Here is a 15,714-nt window from a genome sequence, read left to right as displayed (position 1 = left end):
CGCTGATGTTTGTCCCCAAGTACCCGCCCACCGACACCGCCCCCACCGCGCCCACGGCCTCCTCGACCGCGCCGGCCACCACTAGCCCGACCCCGGCCGCCTCGGCGCCGGTGTCGAACCGGCCGACCATCCAGCTCACCCCCGGCAGCACCCTCGCCCTCGTCGGCGGCGGCACCGCCGTGGTCCTCATTGTCGGCACCGTCCTGGTCTCCATGCTCCTGGCGGTCGCCATCACCGGCGTGAGCGTGGCCATCTGCGCCGTGGTGCTGCGCTCGCTGCTCAACGACTCCCGCAACGGCCGGTGACCGGCATGGACCTCGCGCCCGTCGCCGCCGCGTTACCGGCCCTGGGCTGGGCCGTGCACGGCACCGTCCTCGCCCACCGCCTGGCCGGCGCCCGCCGGGACCCGCTCACCGGCCTGCACACCCGCGCCGGATGGACGACCCGCGCAGAACGCCTCCTCGACCGGCACCCCAACGCCCTCGTGGTCCTGGTCGACCTGGACGACTTCAAGGCCATCAACGACCATCACGGCCACGCCGCCGGGGACGCGGTGCTCACCGCGACCGCCCGCCGGCTGAACGACTGGGTGGGACGCCACGGGATCGCCGCCCGGATCGGCGGAGACGAATTCGTCGCCATCGTCACCGACCCCGCACACACCACCGGCCTTGACACCCTGCGGACCGCCCTGGACCGCCCCGTCCACCACCACGGCGAGGTGCTGCCGGTTTCCGCCTCGGTCGGACGCTGCCACCGCGCGGACCTGCCGGTCCCCACCCTCACCGACGCGCTCTCCGCCGCCGACACCGCGATGTACGCGATCAAGGGCCACAGCCGACGCAACGCCAACTGACTAACCCCCGGAGCGGCCTCAACCGCCAAGTCTCCGCCGCTCCGGGGGCCCACATCCCAGATCCAAAGGACCCGGAAGGGAAGCACCATCATGCCCCAGCACACCCCTGTCCCGCGCCTGTGCCGCGACTGCGACGGCCACGCCTCGGCCATGGTCACCACCGGCACCCGCCACGGTGACGGCACCCGCAGCCTGATCCGCGTCGACTGCCCCGCCTGCCACGGCACCGGCCACCACACCCCCGCCGCCCGCTTCGCCCGCGCCGGGAAGTGACCGCTGTGGCCCTTCTGAACTGGCGTTCCAGCGACCACTACGACTCGACCGGCGACAAGCCGTGCGTCCTGTGCGACAAGCCGACCCCGCTGCGCTCCGAGCGGGGCAAGCCCGTGCACAAGGTGTGCGCCGAGGAGTGGATCGACGCCCACACCGACCGGGAGGACGGCAAGTGATTGACGCCGCCACCTCGGCGGGCCTGGACCCGGCCACCCTCACCGACGTGCTGAGGCTGGCCGGGTCCACCGGCTTCGACCGCATCCAGGACCAGATCCGCCGCACCGGCGGCTGCACCGACCCGATCCGGCTCACCGGAACGACCGTCACCCGCGACGCCGCCACCGGGCACGTCCTGCACCACTACTCGACCGCCACCGAACCTGGCGGCGTCCTCCGCCTCGCCTGCGGCAACCGGCGCGCCTCACGCTGCCCGGCCTGCGCCTGGACCTACGCCGGGGACACCTACCACCTCATCCGCGCCGGCCTCGTCGGAGACCCCGACAAGGGCACCCCGACAACGATCCGCGACCACCCGCGCGTGTTCGCCACGCTCACCGCCCCCTCGTTCGGGCCCGTGCACAACCGGCCCGGCACCCGGCCCTGCCGCTGCGGCACCCGCCACGGTGAGGACGCACCCGAGCTGGGCACGCCGCTCAACCCCGATAGCTACGACTACGCGGGGGCGGTGCTGTGGAACAACCACGCCTCCGACCTGTGGCGCTACTTCACGATCTACCTCCGCCGCGAGATCGCCCGCATGGCCGGCCTCACCCAGAAGGAAGCCAAGGAAACCTCGAAGGTCTCGTTCGGCAAGGTCGCTGAGTACCAGAAACGCGGCGCCGTCCACTTCCACGCCGTGATCCGCTTCGACGGACCGGACGGCCCCGACACCCCACCCCCGCCCTGGGCGACCGGTGAACTCCTCGACACCGCGATCCGCGCCGCCGCCGCCCGCGTCGCCCTGGACGTGGACCCCGCCGGGGACCAGCCGGCCCGGACCCTGCGCTGGGGTGAGCAGATCGACGTGCGCCCGATCCGCGCGTTCGGGGACGGTGCCGAGATCACCGAACAGGCCGTGGCCTCCTACGTCGCCAAGTACGCCACCAAAGCCGCCGAAACCACCGGCACCGTCGACCGGCGCATCGGCAACAAGGAAGCCCTGGCCCTGCTCGACGTGCCCGAGCACCCGGCCCGGCTCATCGCCGCATGCCTCGACCTCCACCCGCTCTACCCCGAGCGGAAGTTGAGGGACTGGGCGCACATGCTCGGCTTCCGCGGCCACTTCTCCACCAAGTCCCGCAGCTACTCCACCACCCTCGGCGCCCTCCGCCAGACCCGCGCCGACTACCGCGCCGCCCAGCAGCGTGCCGCCCTCGGCCTGCCCGACCCCGGCATGGAGGAAGAGGCCACCACCCTCACGCTCGCCCACTGGGCCTACGCCGGCCACGGCCACACCCCCGGTGAATCCTGGCTCGCCGCCAACATCCGCCGGGACATCCAGCACAACCGTGATGCCGCCCGTGAGGCCCTGAGCGACATGCCCGACCCGAACTCCGAGGGGGAGTGGTGACCGTGGATCGACTGCTCACCGTGCGGGAGGTCGCCGAGGTGCTCGGAGGAGAACGCTACGTGCGGCGCCTGATCGAGGAACGGCGGATCGAGTACGTCAAGGACCGCCGGCGGGTCTTCATCGCGGAGTCGGTGGTCAGGCAGTACATCGCTTCGCGCACCGTCCCGGTGAGGAGGGCTGCGTAATGGCGAACAGCAGGGGCCGGCGTCGTCGGTTCGGAGCGATCAGGCGGCTTCCCTCCGGCCGGTTCCAGGCCCGGTATCCCGGACCGGATGGTGTGATGCGGCCGGCGCCTCGGACGTTCGCCACCACGACCGAGGCGGACGACTGGCTTGCCGAGAAGCAGACCGAGGTGCGCAAGGGGGATTGGCGAGACCCTGATGCAGGGGCGGTCAACTTCCGCGTCTACGCCGACAAGTGGGTCGAGGACCGCGAACTAGGCGTCCTCACCGTCGACCTGTACCGGTACCTGCTCGACGCCCACCTCCTGCCGACTTTCGGTGCCGACAACCTGGATGAGATCACCCCTCCCCGTGTCCGGGCCTGGCGTACGGAACGTCTCCGTACCGGTGCGAGGACCGCGACCGCGAAGGCGTACCGGCTGCTCAAGGCGGTCATGGAGACCGCAGTGGATGACGAGTTGATCCGCCGAAACCCGTGCCGCATCAAGGGCGCGGGAGCCGAGAAGGCCAAGGAGCGCCCTACCGCGACCGTCGCCCAGGTTGATGCCCTGGCCGATGCCATCGGCGTGCGGTGGCGCCTCATGGTCTACCTCGGGGCGTACGGCCCCACTCGACCGGAGGAATTGGCCGGGCTCCGCCGCCGTGACGTTGATCTCGACACCCTGAAGGTCACCATCCGTGTTGCCGAGCCCGAGCGGACAAATGGCCGGCGCGCTCCGGGCGACACCAAGTCGGAGGCCGGCGTGCGCACGATCCACCTGCCCTCGTTCCTTGAGCGCGAGGTGGTCTGGCACATGGAGTCCTTCGCCGAGGAAGGGCCCGATGGGCTGGTCTTCGTCGGGGAACGCGGGGCCCCCTTCCGGCGCAGCACCTTCGGCCGATACTGGCGCAAGGCTCGTGCGGTCGTCGGGCTGCCCGACGACTTCCGCTTCTACGACCTCCGGCACACCGGGCACACCCTCTCGACCCGTTCGGGCGCCACGCTCAAGGACACGATGACTCGGGCCGGCCAGTCGTCGGAGAAGGCCGCGATGCGATACCAGCACTCCGAGGACGCTCGGCAGCAGGAAGTCGCCGGGATGCTGGACCGCAGTGTGCGGAAGGCTCGCCGGGCTGTGGCACGGAAGGCGAAGGATCAAGCTTCTGGCACGGATCTGGCACGCGACGACTGAGAGGACCCGAACAGCAAAAAGGCCCCGGTCGATGACCTGGGCCTTCTTCATGGAGCGGGTGACGAGAATCGAACTCGCGCTCTCAGCTTGGGAAGCTGATGTTCTACCATTAAACTACACCCGCGCAATACGGACATATCGACTGGGGTGCAGTCGGCGTCCGAACGCTCGCTCACTGTACCTCATGGGTGGGTCGGAGCGGGGCGTACGGTGGGGGCTTCGGGGCCCCGGAGTGCCGCCTGGAACAGGGTCCGGTTGGTCCCGTAATGTGGCATTCGGCGTCGGGGGAGTGAGCCCGACGCGGCTCCTGGGGAAGGGACTTGAGGGACTTGATGGAACGCACCGTCGTCCGCTGCGCGGACGGGCACGTCTTCAGCGCCGCTTCGTTCCCGATGCAGCAGGCCGAGCGGCTGGGCCCCGGCCGGCTCGTCCGGTGCCCCCGCTGCGCGCGGCTGCGCAGCGCGGTGCCGGTCACGCTGCAGAAGCGGTAGGCACACGTATCACCGGGCGGTGGGCACCCCCGCCGCCAACCGGTAGGCACCCGCACCACCGAGCGGCCCGCACCCGCATCACGCAGCGGCTCGCACCCGCACTACCGAGCGGCCCGCACCCGCATCACGCAGCCGCCCGCACCCGTACCACCAGCGGCGCGGACCCGTCGCGATTGTCGGCGGTCCGCGCCGCTTGCGTATCCTCGGGGCGTGCTTCTCTCAGACAAGGACATCCGGGCCGAGATCGACGCCGGGCGGGTCCGGATCGATCCCTTCGAAGAATCCATGGTGCAGCCCTCGAGCATCGACGTACGGCTGGACCGTTACTTCCGGGTGTTCGAGAACCACCGGTACCCCCACATCGACCCCTCCGTGGAGCAGCCGGACCTCACCCGGCTGGTCGAGCCCGAGGGCGACGAGCCGTTCATCCTGCACCCCGGTGAGTTCGTCCTGGCGAGCACGTACGAGGTCATCACCCTCCCCGACGACCTCGCCTCCCGCCTGGAGGGCAAGAGCTCGCTGGGCCGGCTCGGCCTGGTCACCCACTCCACCGCCGGCTTCATCGACCCCGGCTTCAGCGGCCACGTCACCCTGGAGCTGTCCAACCTCGCCACCCTGCCGATCAAGCTCTGGCCCGGTATGAAGATCGGCCAGCTCTGCATGTTCCGGCTCTCCTCGCCCGCCGAGCACCCCTACGGCAGCGAGCGCTACGGCTCCCGGTACCAGGGCCAGCGCGGTCCGACCGCCTCGCGGTCGTTCCTGAACTTCCACCGGACCCAGGTATGAGGGCGACGACGATATGAGTGACGTGCGGGAGAACCTGACCTACGAGCGCTTCGGCACGGCCGTCCGTGAACTGGCGCAGACCATCGCGGACGACGGCTACGAGCCCGACATCGTGCTGAGCATCGCGCGCGGCGGCGTCTTCGTGGCCGGCGGCCTGGCCTACGCCCTGGACTGCAAGAACATCCACCTGGTGAACGTGGAGTTCTACACCGGCGTCGGCACCACGCTCGACATGCCGGTGATGCTGGCGCCCGTCCCGGACCGCATCGACTTCTCCGACAAGAAGGTGCTCATCACCGACGACGTCGCCGACACCGGCAAGACGCTCAAGCTGGTGCGCGACTTCTGCCTCGACACCGTCGCCGAGGTGCGCTCCGCGGTCATCTACGAGAAGTCCCACTCCCTCGTGAAGTGCGAGTACGTCTGGAAGCGCACCGAGGACTGGATCAACTTCCCGTGGAGCGTCGAGCCGCCGGTCGTACGCCGTACCGGGCAGGTTCTGGACGCCTGAGCGGCCCCCACGTACGAGGAAGGGCCCCCGGAGCGGCAAGCTCCGGGGGCCCTTCCTCTTGTCCGATCACCTGAGCAGGCTCAGAACGTCCCCAGCTTCACGATCGACAGCAGCGCGATCAACTGGATCGCCGACGCGCCCAGCGCCTTCGGCCAGGGCAGGTCGTGGGAGCGGGAGACCATCAGCGTGAGCAGGGCGCCCGCGGCGAGCCAGGTGATCCAGCCGATGACCTGGACGAAGCTCGCGTCGCCGCCGAAGAACATGGCGAAGACCAGGCGCGGGGCGTCCGTCAGCGACATGATCAGCATCGACAGGCCGACGGTGGGCTGCCAGGCGCCGTCGCCGCCGAGCTGGCGGGCCAGGGTGTGGGTGACCACGCCCAGGACGAACGCGCTCAGCACCATCGTCACGGCCGAGATCAGCACGATCGGCACCGCGTTGGTGAACGTCGCGCCGATCACGTCCGCGCGGGCGCCGTCGAAGCCGAACACCGCGAGCAGGCCGTAGAGGAACGTCACGATCAGGGCGGGGCCCCACATCGTGTAGTCCCGCATGCGGAGGAAGGTCGGGTTCGGGTTGAACACGACCCCCTTCAGCAGTTCCTTCCAGTGCAGCGCCGGGCCGGACGGGCCGGGGGGCTGCGCCGCGCCCGCGTGGTAGGTCTGGCCCTGCGTGTAGGCGGACGCCTCGTCGATGGAGAACGCCTGGGTGTGGCCCGGCTGGTTCGCCGCGTACGGGTCGTGCCCGCCGTGGCCCGCGGGACCGGGGTCGCCGAAGTACTCCGGGCCGTCGTTCACCGGTCCCGGGTACCCGTACTGGTTCCCCTGCGGGTGCCCCGGACGGCCCTGCGGGTAGCCGTAGCCGGGCCCCCGCTGCCCGTGGTGCGGGGCCTGGCCGCCGTACGCCGGGCCCTGGGGCGCGTGCGCCTGCTGTCCTTGTGCGGTGCGGTTGTCCCGGTCCCCGCGTCCCATCCTGAATCCAGCCACCCGTCGAACGTACCTGCTCCCGACGGCCCGTGTGCCGGGCCCGGGGGGTCGGGCCCGGCATTGCGGCCATCCTGTGACATCCCCTAAGGGACCGTCAGGGGGAAGACCGGGGGTGGCCGGGGGCGGCCGGAGGTTTGGGTGAAGACGCGAACGTAAGACGGTGGGGGCAGGATGGGGGCATGAGCGTAGTGAAGATCAATGTGCTGACCGTTCCCGACGAGCAGCGGGAGGTGCTGGAGAAGCGGTTCGCCTCGCGGGCGCACACGGTGGAGAGCTCGGACGGGTTCGAGTGGTTCGAGCTGCTGCGGCCGGTGGAGGGCACCGACCAGTACCTCGTCTACACCCGCTGGCGCGACGAGGCGGCCTTCCAGGCGTGGATGGAGGGCCCCATGAAGGCCGCCCACCAGGGCACCGGCGGCGGTGAGGGCGGCGAGAAGCAGCGGCCCGCCGCGGCCGGCTCCACCCTGTGGTCCTTCGAGGTCGTCCAGCAGGCGTCCCCGAAGTAACCCCCGGCGCGACCCCCTACGGGTACGACGGCGCCCCCCGGTCTCGTGGACCAGGGGGCGCCGTCGTGTGCGAAGCGGTGCGCTACTTGACCGGCTCGGGCTCCGGCTCGGTGGCGGGCTCGTCCTCGTCCGCCGGGTCCGCCGGGGTGCGGACGGAGTCCAGCAGGAGCTGGGCCACGTCCACGACCTGGATGGACTCCTTCGCCTTGCCGTCGTTCTTCTTGCCGTTGACCGAGTCGGTCAGCATGACCAGGCAGAACGGGCAGGCGGTGGAGACGATGTCGGGGTTGAGGGAGAGGGCCTCGTCGACGCGCTCGTTGTTGATGCGCTTGCCGATCCGCTCCTCCATCCACATCCGCGCGCCACCGGCGCCACAGCAGAAGCCGCGCTCCTTGTGGCGGTGCATCTCCTCGTTCCGCAGACCCGGGACCTTGCCGATGATCTCGCGCGGAGGCGTGTAGATCTTGTTGTGCCGGCCCAGGTAGCAGGGGTCGTGGTACGTGATGATGCCCTCGACCGGGGTGACGGGGATCAGCTTGCCCTCGTCCACCAGGTGCTGGAGCAACTGGGTGTGGTGGATGACCTCGTAGTCGCCGCCGAGCTGCGGGTACTCGTTGCCGAGTGTGTTGAGGCAGTGCGGGCAGGTGGCGACGATCTTCTTGGCCGACTTCGGCTTCGCCGACTCCGGGATCACCTTGCCGTCGTCGTCCATCTCCTCGCCGAACGCGGCGTTGAGGGACATGACGTTCTCCATGCCGAGCTCCTGGAACAGGGGCTCGTTGCCGAGACGGCGGGCGGAGTCACCGGTGCACTTCTCGTCGCCGCCCATGATGGCGAACTTGACGCCCGCGATGTGCAGCAGCTCGGCGAACGCCTTGGTCGTCTTCTTGGCGCGGTCCTCCAGGGCACCGGCGCAGCCGACCCAGTAGAGGTACTCGACCTCGGACAGGTCCTCGATGTCCTTGCCGACGACCGGGACCTCGAAGTCGACCTCCTTGGTCCACTCCAGCCGCTGCTTCTTGGCCAGGCCCCAGGGGTTGCCCTTCTTCTCCAGGTTCTTGAGCATCGTGCCCGCCTCGGACGGGAACGCGGACTCGATCATCACCTGGTAGCGGCGCATGTCGACGATGTGGTCGACGTGCTCGATGTCCACCGGGCACTGCTCGACACAGGCGCCGCAGGTGGTGCAGGACCACAGCACGTCCGGGTCGATGACGCCGTTCTCCTCGGCGGTGCCGATCAGCGGGCGCTCGGCCTCGGCCAGCGCGGCCGCGGGCACGTTCGCGAGCTGCTCCGCGGACGCCTTCTCGTCGCCCTCCATGGTCTTGCCGCCACCCGCGAGCAGGTAGGGCGCCTTGGCGTGGGCGTGGTCCCGCAGCGACATGATCAGCAGCTTCGGGGAGAGCGGCTTGCCGGTGTTCCACGCGGGGCACTGCGACTGGCAGCGGCCGCACTCGGTGCAGGTGGAGAAGTCCAGCAGGCCCTTCCAGGAGAACTGCTCGACCTGGGAGACACCGAAGACGTCGTCCTCACCGGGGTCGGTGAAGTCGATCGGCTTGCCGCCGGAGGTCATCGGCTGGAGCGCGCCGAGGGCGACGCCGCCGTCCGCGTCCCGCTTGAACCAGATGTTCGGGAACGCCAGGAAGCGGTGCCAGGCCACACCCATGTTGGTGTTGAGCGAGACCACGATCATCCAGATGAACGAGGTCCCGATCTTGATCATGGCGACCAGGTAGACCAGGTTCTGCAGCGTGGTGACGCTGAGCGCCTTGAAGGCGAGGACCAGCGGGTACGAGGCGAAGTAGGCCGCCTCGTAGTGGTCCACGTGGTGCAGGGCGCCCTCGAGGCCGCGCAGGGTGTAGATCGCCAGGCCGATGGTGAGGATGACGTACTCGACGAAGTACGCCTGGCCGGCCTTGGAACCGGCGAAGCGGGACTTGCGGCCCGGGCGGCTGGGCAGGCTCAGCAGCCGGATGACCATCAGCACGGCGATGCCGAGCACGGTCATCACACCGATGAACTCGATGTACAGCTCGAAGGGCAGGAAGTCGCCGATGAAGGGCAGCGTCCAGTCGGCCTTGAAGAGCTGGCCGAACGCCTGGGCCAGGGTCGGCGGCAGCGTCAGGAAGCCCACGGCCACGAACCAGTGGGCCACACCGACGATGCCCCACTTGTTCATCCGGGTGTGGCCGAGGAACTCCCGCACCAGCGTCACGCTGCGCTGGTACGGGTTGTCGGTCCGGGTACCGGCGGGGACGGGCTGGCCCAGCTTGAAGTACCGGACGAACTGTCCGATGGCCCGGGCGAGCAGCGCGACACCGACCACGGTCAGGACCAGCGACACGATGATCGCGGCGAGTTGCATGAGGGGCTCCTGAGGCGGCCTCGAAATTACTAAGCGGTAACTTATGCAGTCCGTCTGAGACTACCCCCATCCTCCTGCGCGATGCAGCACGGCGCGGGGTGAGATGGGTCGCTGAGGGTTGCCTTCGCCGGGACGGGGGAACCCGCGGACGGTCGGGCCCGGCGCCGCCTTGCATATAAGCGCCATATAAGAGTTGAGTCCGGTCGGCTCATGTCTGTTGACCCAGTGCGATCCGAGTGGCACACTTGAGCCAGTCCCACTCAAGTCCTCTGGAGGAATCAACCATGGCACGTGCGGTCGGCATCGACCTGGGCACGACTAACTCCGTCGTCAGCGTTCTGGAGGGCGGCGAGCCCACCGTCATCACCAACGCCGAGGGTGCCCGGACCACGCCGTCCGTCGTCGCCTTCGCGAAGAACGGTGAGGTGCTCGTCGGCGAGGTCGCCAAGCGCCAGGCGGTCACGAACGTGGACCGGACCATCCGCTCGGTGAAGCGCCACATGGGCACCGACTGGAAGATCCAGCTCGACGGGAAGGACTTCAACCCGCAGCAGATCTCCGCGTTCATTCTGCAGAAGCTGAAGCGCGACGCCGAGTCCTACCTGGGCGAGAAGGTGACCGACGCGGTCATCACCGTCCCGGCGTACTTCAACGACTCCGAGCGTCAGGCGACCAAGGAGGCCGGTGAGATCGCGGGTCTGAACGTCCTGCGCATCGTCAACGAGCCGACCGCCGCCGCCCTCGCGTACGGCCTCGACAAGGACGACCAGACCATCCTGGTCTTCGACCTCGGTGGCGGCACCTTCGACGTGTCGCTGCTGGAGATCGGTGACGGCGTCGTCGAGGTGAAGGCCACCAACGGTGACAACCACCTCGGTGGTGACGACTGGGACCAGCGCGTCGTCGACTACCTGGTCCAGCAGTTCAAGGCCGGCCACGGCGTGGACCTCGCCAAGGACAAGATGGCCCTCCAGCGCCTCCGCGAGGCCGCCGAGAAGGCCAAGATCGAGCTGTCCTCCTCCACGGAGACCTCGATCAACCTGCCCTACATCACGGCGTCCGCCGAGGGCCCGCTGCACCTGGACGAGAAGCTCACCCGCGCCCAGTTCCAGCAGCTCACCGCCGACCTCCTGGAGCGCTGCAAGACGCCGTTCCACAACGTCATCAAGGACGCGGGCATCCAGCTCGGCGAGATCGACCACGTGGTCCTCGTCGGCGGTTCGACCCGTATGCCGGCCGTCGCCGAGCTGGTCAAGGAACTGACCGGCGGCAACGAGGCCAACAAGGGCGTCAACCCGGACGAGGTCGTCGCCATCGGCGCGGCCCTCCAGGCCGGTGTCCTCAAGGGCGAGGTCAAGGACGTCCTGCTCCTCGACGTCACCCCGCTGTCCCTCGGTATCGAGACCAAGGGCGGCATCATGACCAAGCTGATCGAGCGGAACACGACGATCCCGACCAAGCGGTCCGAGATCTTCACCACCGCCGAGGACAACCAGCCCTCCGTGCAGATCCAGGTCTACCAGGGCGAGCGCGAGATCGCGGCGTACAACAAGAAGCTCGGGATGTTCGAGCTGACCGGTCTGCCGCCGGCCCCGCGCGGTGTCCCGCAGATCGAGGTCGCCTTCGACATCGACGCCAACGGCATCATGCACGTGACCGCGAAGGACCTGGGCACGGGCAAGGAGCAGAAGATGACCGTCACCGGTGGCTCCTCGCTGCCGAAGGACGAGGTCGACCGCATGCGCCAGGAGGCCGAGAAGTACGCGGAGGAGGACCACGCCCGCCGCGAGGCCGCCGAGACCCGCAACCAGGGCGAGCAGCTCGTCTACCAGACCGAGAAGTTCCTCAAGGACAACGAGGACAAGGTCCCGGGCGAGATCAAGACCGAGGTCGAGGAGGCTGTCACCGAGCTGAAGGAGAAGCTCAAGGGTGAGGACAGCGCCGAGATCCGTACCGCCACCGAGAAGGTCGCGGCCGTCTCGCAGAAGCTCGGCCAGGCCATGTACGCCGACGCCCAGGGCGCCCAGGCCGCCGGCGGTCCGTCCGCCGACGCCGGTGAGGCCAAGGACGACGACGTCGTGGACGCCGAGATCGTCGACGACGAGCGCAAGGACGGTGCCGCGTGACGGAGGAGACCCCGGGCTTCGAGGAGAAGCCCGACGTCCCCTCCGGCGCGAACCCCGACGACGCCGAGCCGAAGGCCGCCTCCGAGAAGGGGGCGGCCCCGGCGGGGGACGCAAGTGCGGACGCCGGTCTGGTGGCGCAGTTGGACCAGGTGCGGACGGCGCTCGGTGAGCGCACGGCCGACCTCCAGCGGCTCCAGGCCGAGTACCAGAACTACCGCCGCCGCGTCGAGCGCGACCGCGTCGCGGTCAAGGAGGTCGCCATCGCGAACCTCCTGACCGAGCTGCTGCCCGTGCTGGACGACATCGGCCGCGCGCGGGAGCACGGCGAACTGCTCGGCGGCTTCAAGTCGGTCGCCGAGTCGCTGGAGACCGTGGCGGCCAAGATGGGCCTCATGCAGTTCGGCAAGGAGGGCGAGCCCTTCGACCCGACGATCCACGAAGCCCTGATGCACTCCTACGCGCCCGACGTCACCGAGACGACGTGCGTGGCCATCCTCCAGCCCGGTTACCGCATCGGTGAGCGCACCATCCGCCCCGCGCGGGTGGCCGTCGCCGAGCCGCAGCCCGGCGCGCAGACCGTCAAGGCGGAGGAGGCCGAGGAGAGCGCGGCCGACGACAAGGAGAACGGTGGCCCGGAGGAGGGCTGACGTAATCACGGAAATCATGCAGGTCCGGAAGGAGGGACGTCGGGGATGAGTACCAAGGACTTCATCGAGAAGGACTTCTACAAGGTCCTCGGCGTCCCCAAGGACGCCACCGAGGCCGAGATCAAGAAGGCGTACCGGAAGCTCGCCCGCGAGTTCCACCCGGACGCCAACAAGGGCAACACCCGCGCAGAGGAGCGCTTCAAGGAGATCTCCGAGGCGAACGACGTCCTCGGTGACCCCAAGAAGCGCAAGGAGTACGACGACGCGCGGGCCCTGTTCGGCAACGGCGGATTCCGGCCGGGGCCGGGTGCGGGCGGCGGTCAGTTCAACTTCGACCTCGGCGACCTCTTCGGGGGCGCCGGCGGTGCGGGCGGCGCGCAGAGCGGCGGCTTCGGCGGCGGGCTCGGCGATGTCTTCGGCGGTCTGTTCAACCGGGGCGGCCCGGGTACCACCCGTACCCAGCCGCGCCGGGGGCAGGACGTCGACACCGAGGTGACGCTCAGCTTCACCGAGGCGATCGAGGGCGCGACCGTACCGCTCAGGATGACCTCCCAGGCGCCCTGCAAGGCGTGTTCGGGCACCGGCGACAAGAACGGCACGCCGCGCGTGTGCCCGACCTGCGTCGGCACCGGACAGGTCGCGCGGGGCTCCGGCGGCGGCTTCTCGCTCACCGACCCGTGCCCCGACTGCAAGGGCCGCGGCCTGATCGCGGAGCACCCCTGCGCCGACTGCGGCGGCAGCGGCCGGGCCAAGTCCTCGCGCACCATGCAGGTCCGCATCCCGGCGGGTGTCACCGACGGGCAGCGCATCCGGCTGCGCGGCAAGGGCGCGCCCGGCGAGCGCGGCGGTCCGGCGGGCGATCTGTACGTCACCGTCCACGTGGGCGAGCACAAGGTGTTCGGCCGCAAGGGCGACAACCTCACCGTCACCGTGCCGGTCACCTTCACCGAGGCGGCGCTCGGCGGCGAGGTGCGGGTGCCCACCCTCGGCGGGTCCCCGGTCACCCTGAAGCTGCCGCCCGGCACGCCCAACGGCCGCACCATGCGGGCGCGGGGCAAGGGCGCGGCGCGCAAGGACGGCAGTCACGGCGATCTGCTGATCACCGTGGAGGTGAGTGTCCCGAAGGACCTCTCGGGGAAGGCTCGTGACGCGCTGGAGGCGTATCGCGAGGCGACCGCGGACGAGGACCCGCGGGCGGAGCTGTTCGAGGCCGCGAAGGGAGAATGAGCCCGATGGACACACCAGGTCGTCGGCGCAACCCGTACGAGCTGACCGAGGAGACCCCGGTCTACGTCATCTCGGTCGCCGCGCAGCTCTCCGGACTCCATCCGCAGACGCTCCGGCAGTACGACCGCCTCGGTCTGGTCTCCCCGGACCGCACGGCCGGGCGCGGGCGGCGTTATTCGGCCCGTGACATCGAACTGCTCCGCCAGGTGCAGCAGTTGTCGCAGGACGAGGGCATCAACCTGGCCGGCATCAAGCGCATCATCGAACTGGAGAACCACGTCGCGGCGCTCCAGTCCCGTGTCGCGGAGCTGGAGTCGGCCCTCGACGGCGCGGCGGCGACGATGCGTCAGCGCGAGGCCGCCGTGCACGCCTCCTACCGGCGCGACCTGGTCCCGTACCAGGAGGTCCAGCAGACCAGCGCGCTGGTGGTGTGGCGGCCGAAGCGGCAGCAGTCCGCGGACTGAGCGACGTAACCGGCGAGCACCTTCGAAAGAGCCGGGAGGCTTGAGCCTCCCGGCTCTTTCGGGTTTTCACACCGTGGCTGACTTCATTCGCCCGTGTGTACGTAACACGCGGTTCGCACGGGGAGGTTGTGAAGGGTGTTTACAGCGGGTTGCGCAAGGTTCCGCCAGGTCTTCACCGGCTGAACGCAGCGTGGTGTTGCCATCTCGTTAAGTTGTTTTGCTTGACGCCGTGGGGCGCCTCCAAGTTGTCTTTTCAGACACCCGGGTCGCACGCAGCACCCCGTCGGAACGCACCTGAAGTGAGCCCTCGAATGCGCCGTATCGCCCTGTCCGTGGCCGTCTCCACGATGGTCCTCCCGCTCGCCGGCTGTGGCGTCCTGAACGCGGCGGGAGACGACGCGAGCGCGAGCCCGACCATGGGCGACCAGGTCACCGTCGGCCTGCTGCTGCCGGAGAAGGCGAACACCCGCTACGACAAGTTCGACTACCCCATCATCAAGAGCAAGGTGGCCGAACTGACCCACGGCAAGGGCAAGGTCGAGTACGCCAACGCCGACGCGGACGCCGGTCAGCAGGCCGAGCAGATGCAGCGGATGATCGACGAGAAGGTCAACGTCATCCTGCTGGACGCCGTCGACGCGCACGCGATCGCGCCGGCCGTGAAGAAGGCCAAGGACGCGGGCATCCCGGTCATCGCCTACGACCGGCTGGCCGAGGGCCCGATCCAGGCGTACATCTCCTTCGACAACGAGCTGGTCGGCGAGGTGCAGGGCCGTTCCCTGCTGGAGCGGCTGGGTTCGGGCGCCGGGCTCTCCGACAAGATCGTGATGATGAACGGTTCGCCGACCGACCCCAACGCCAAGCAGTTCAAGGAGGGTGCGCTCTCCGAGCTGACCGGCAAGGTGACGATCGCGGAGAGCTTCGACACCAAGGAGTGGAAGCCGGAGAACGCCGAGGCCAACATGACCGAGGCGATAGGCCGGATCGGCAAGGACAACATCGCCGCCGTCTACGCCGCCAACGACGGCATGGCGGGCGGCGTCATCAAGGCCCTGAAGAACGCGGGCGTCACCAGCCTGCCCCCGATCACCGGCCAGGACGCCGAACTGGACGCCGTACAGCGCATCCTGGCGGGCCAGCAGTACATGAGCGTCTACAAGTCCTACCCGGACGAGGCCGAGGCCGCCGCCCAGATGGCCGTCGCCAAGGTGCAGGGCAAGGACATCCAGTTCGACGCCCTCACCCAGGACCGCGTCGACAGCCCCACCGACAAGCAGATCCCGGCCAAGCTGGTCCAGGTGACCGCGCTGACCAAGAGCAAGATCAAGGACACGGTCGTCGAGGACGGCATCTACACCGTCGACCAGATCTGCACCGCCTCCTACAAGTCGGCCTGCGCGGCCGTGGGCCTGCGCTGACGCGCGGACGCGCGGCCGGGGAGCGGCCCGGAGACAGGTGAGGGAGGCGGCCCCGGTGACGGCGGGGCCGCCTCCCTTTTCGTCGGCCGCCCGGCCCCCGGCGATCCGGGCATACCGGTGTTTCGCGGTGCCCG

18 protein-coding genes and 1 tRNA gene are annotated in these 15,714 nt (G+C 69.4%); 16 read left to right on the top strand and 3 right to left on the bottom strand.

What is annotated here, in order from left to right; all coding sequences use genetic code 11:
• Positions 1-5 precede the first annotated feature (5 nt).
• The 7 genes from ACZ3HQ_RS10325 (at position 6) to ACZ3HQ_RS10295 (ending at position 4,053) form a co-directional block, all read left to right on the top strand.
• Positions 6-305, top strand: a complete 300-nt coding sequence (locus ACZ3HQ_RS10325; protein WP_467509291.1) for a SpdD protein — start codon at positions 6-8, stop codon at positions 303-305.
• 5 nt (positions 306-310) lie between these two features.
• On the top strand, positions 311-856 hold the full coding sequence (locus tag ACZ3HQ_RS10320; protein ID WP_467509289.1) for a GGDEF domain-containing protein: 546 nt from the start codon (positions 311-313) through the stop codon (positions 854-856).
• Between the two features lie 90 nt (positions 857-946).
• A complete protein-coding gene (locus ACZ3HQ_RS10315; RefSeq protein ID WP_467509287.1) occupies positions 947-1,129 on the top strand; it encodes a hypothetical protein in 183 nt (60 codons plus the stop codon).
• A 5-nt stretch (positions 1,130-1,134) separates the two neighbouring features.
• Positions 1,135-1,305 carry a hypothetical protein gene (locus tag ACZ3HQ_RS10310; protein ID WP_467509285.1) on the top strand — a complete coding sequence of 57 codons (171 nt, stop codon included), beginning with the start codon at positions 1,135-1,137 and terminating at the stop codon, positions 1,303-1,305.
• Positions 1,302-2,699 (top strand): replication initiator protein RepSA, encoded by a 1,398-nt coding sequence (repSA, locus tag ACZ3HQ_RS10305; protein WP_467509283.1) that lies wholly within the window; start codon positions 1,302-1,304, stop codon positions 2,697-2,699. Before ACZ3HQ_RS10310 ends, repSA begins: the two co-directional genes overlap by 4 nt.
• Positions 2,693-2,884: a helix-turn-helix domain-containing protein gene (locus tag ACZ3HQ_RS10300; protein ID WP_393792269.1), complete on the top strand. Its 192-nt coding sequence runs from the start codon at positions 2,693-2,695 to the stop codon at positions 2,882-2,884. The genes repSA and ACZ3HQ_RS10300 overlap by 7 nt, the downstream gene beginning before the upstream one ends.
• Positions 2,884-4,053: a tyrosine-type recombinase/integrase gene (locus ACZ3HQ_RS10295; RefSeq protein ID WP_467509281.1), complete on the top strand. Its 1,170-nt coding sequence runs from the start codon at positions 2,884-2,886 to the stop codon at positions 4,051-4,053. The genes ACZ3HQ_RS10300 and ACZ3HQ_RS10295 overlap by 1 nt, the downstream gene beginning before the upstream one ends.
• 50 nt (positions 4,054-4,103) lie before the next feature.
• Here ACZ3HQ_RS10295 and ACZ3HQ_RS10290 read toward each other — a convergent pair.
• Positions 4,104-4,177: transfer RNA gene (locus ACZ3HQ_RS10290), tRNA-Gly, on the bottom strand.
• Positions 4,178-4,385: 208 nt separating this feature from the next.
• Between ACZ3HQ_RS10290 and ACZ3HQ_RS10285 the strand changes: the two genes are divergently transcribed.
• The 3 genes from ACZ3HQ_RS10285 (at position 4,386) to ACZ3HQ_RS10275 (ending at position 5,841) form a co-directional block, all read left to right on the top strand.
• Positions 4,386-4,544, top strand: a complete 159-nt coding sequence (locus ACZ3HQ_RS10285) for a hypothetical protein (protein WP_165425636.1) — start codon at positions 4,386-4,388, stop codon at positions 4,542-4,544.
• A 210-nt stretch (positions 4,545-4,754) separates the two neighbouring features.
• Positions 4,755-5,330: a dCTP deaminase gene (gene dcd / locus ACZ3HQ_RS10280; protein ID WP_030816566.1), complete on the top strand. Its 576-nt coding sequence runs from the start codon at positions 4,755-4,757 to the stop codon at positions 5,328-5,330.
• Positions 5,331-5,343: 13 nt separating this feature from the next.
• On the top strand, positions 5,344-5,841 hold the full coding sequence (locus ACZ3HQ_RS10275) for a phosphoribosyltransferase (RefSeq protein ID WP_467509278.1): 498 nt from the start codon (positions 5,344-5,346) through the stop codon (positions 5,839-5,841).
• A gap of 80 nt (positions 5,842-5,921) precedes the next feature.
• On the opposite strand, the gene ACZ3HQ_RS10270 is transcribed toward ACZ3HQ_RS10275, so the two are convergent.
• On the bottom strand, positions 5,922-6,827 hold the full coding sequence (locus ACZ3HQ_RS10270; protein WP_467509276.1) for a YIP1 family protein: 906 nt from the start codon (positions 6,825-6,827) through the stop codon (positions 5,922-5,924).
• 179 nt (positions 6,828-7,006) lie between these two features.
• Here ACZ3HQ_RS10270 and ACZ3HQ_RS10265 point away from each other — a divergent pair, with 179 nt between their 5' ends.
• Positions 7,007-7,333: an antibiotic biosynthesis monooxygenase family protein gene (locus tag ACZ3HQ_RS10265; RefSeq protein WP_467509274.1), complete on the top strand. Its 327-nt coding sequence runs from the start codon at positions 7,007-7,009 to the stop codon at positions 7,331-7,333.
• Between the two features lie 82 nt (positions 7,334-7,415).
• On the opposite strand, the gene ACZ3HQ_RS10260 is transcribed toward ACZ3HQ_RS10265, so the two are convergent.
• Positions 7,416-9,698, bottom strand: a complete 2,283-nt coding sequence (locus ACZ3HQ_RS10260) for a (Fe-S)-binding protein (RefSeq protein ID WP_467509272.1) — start codon at positions 9,696-9,698, stop codon at positions 7,416-7,418.
• A 284-nt stretch (positions 9,699-9,982) separates the two neighbouring features.
• Between ACZ3HQ_RS10260 and dnaK the strand changes: the two genes are divergently transcribed.
• From dnaK to ACZ3HQ_RS10235, 5 genes are all read left to right on the top strand, one after another.
• Positions 9,983-11,824: a molecular chaperone DnaK gene (dnaK, locus tag ACZ3HQ_RS10255; protein WP_467509270.1), complete on the top strand. Its 1,842-nt coding sequence runs from the start codon at positions 9,983-9,985 to the stop codon at positions 11,822-11,824.
• Entirely contained in the window at positions 11,821-12,471 is a 651-nt protein-coding gene (gene grpE / locus ACZ3HQ_RS10250; RefSeq protein ID WP_161192116.1) for a nucleotide exchange factor GrpE, read from the top strand. Before dnaK ends, grpE begins: the two co-directional genes overlap by 4 nt.
• A gap of 45 nt (positions 12,472-12,516) precedes the next feature.
• Positions 12,517-13,698 (top strand): molecular chaperone DnaJ, encoded by a 1,182-nt coding sequence (gene dnaJ, locus ACZ3HQ_RS10245; protein WP_467509268.1) that lies wholly within the window; start codon positions 12,517-12,519, stop codon positions 13,696-13,698.
• 5 nt (positions 13,699-13,703) lie between these two features.
• Positions 13,704-14,162: a heat shock protein transcriptional repressor HspR gene (locus tag ACZ3HQ_RS10240; RefSeq protein ID WP_030816557.1), complete on the top strand. Its 459-nt coding sequence runs from the start codon at positions 13,704-13,706 to the stop codon at positions 14,160-14,162.
• 311 nt (positions 14,163-14,473) lie between these two features.
• Positions 14,474-15,580, top strand: a complete 1,107-nt coding sequence (locus tag ACZ3HQ_RS10235) for a sugar ABC transporter substrate-binding protein (protein ID WP_467509266.1) — start codon at positions 14,474-14,476, stop codon at positions 15,578-15,580.
• Positions 15,581-15,714 lie beyond the last annotated feature (134 nt).

The sequence above is a fragment of the Streptomyces sp. NPDC018263 genome (genome assembly GCF_055562575.1).
The sequence above is the reverse complement of the archived record's forward strand: the minus strand, read 5'-3'. Positions and strand labels throughout refer to the sequence as shown.

Excerpts from the sequence above, each read along its gene's own strand:
- ACZ3HQ_RS10325 (WP_467509291.1), top strand. The coding sequence starts at position 6 with ATGTTTGTCCCCAAGTACCCGCCCACCGACACCGCCCCCACCGCGCCC.
- ACZ3HQ_RS10320 (WP_467509289.1), top strand. The coding sequence starts at position 311 with ATGGACCTCGCGCCCGTCGCCGCCGCGTTACCGGCCCTGGGCTGGGCC.
- ACZ3HQ_RS10315 (WP_467509287.1), top strand. The coding sequence starts at position 947 with ATGCCCCAGCACACCCCTGTCCCGCGCCTGTGCCGCGACTGCGACGGC.
- ACZ3HQ_RS10295 (WP_467509281.1), top strand. The coding sequence starts at position 2,884 with ATGGCGAACAGCAGGGGCCGGCGTCGTCGGTTCGGAGCGATCAGGCGG.
- ACZ3HQ_RS10285 (WP_165425636.1), top strand. The coding sequence starts at position 4,386 with ATGGAACGCACCGTCGTCCGCTGCGCGGACGGGCACGTCTTCAGCGCC.
- ACZ3HQ_RS10275 (WP_467509278.1), top strand. The coding sequence starts at position 5,344 with ATGAGTGACGTGCGGGAGAACCTGACCTACGAGCGCTTCGGCACGGCC.
- ACZ3HQ_RS10265 (WP_467509274.1), top strand. The coding sequence starts at position 7,007 with ATGAGCGTAGTGAAGATCAATGTGCTGACCGTTCCCGACGAGCAGCGG.
- ACZ3HQ_RS10260 (WP_467509272.1), bottom strand. The coding sequence starts at position 9,698 with ATGCAACTCGCCGCGATCATCGTGTCGCTGGTCCTGACCGTGGTCGGT.
- dnaK (WP_467509270.1), top strand. The coding sequence starts at position 9,983 with ATGGCACGTGCGGTCGGCATCGACCTGGGCACGACTAACTCCGTCGTC.
- dnaJ (WP_467509268.1), top strand. The coding sequence starts at position 12,517 with ATGAGTACCAAGGACTTCATCGAGAAGGACTTCTACAAGGTCCTCGGC.
- ACZ3HQ_RS10240 (WP_030816557.1), top strand. The coding sequence starts at position 13,704 with ATGGACACACCAGGTCGTCGGCGCAACCCGTACGAGCTGACCGAGGAG.
- ACZ3HQ_RS10235 (WP_467509266.1), top strand. The coding sequence starts at position 14,474 with ATGCGCCGTATCGCCCTGTCCGTGGCCGTCTCCACGATGGTCCTCCCG.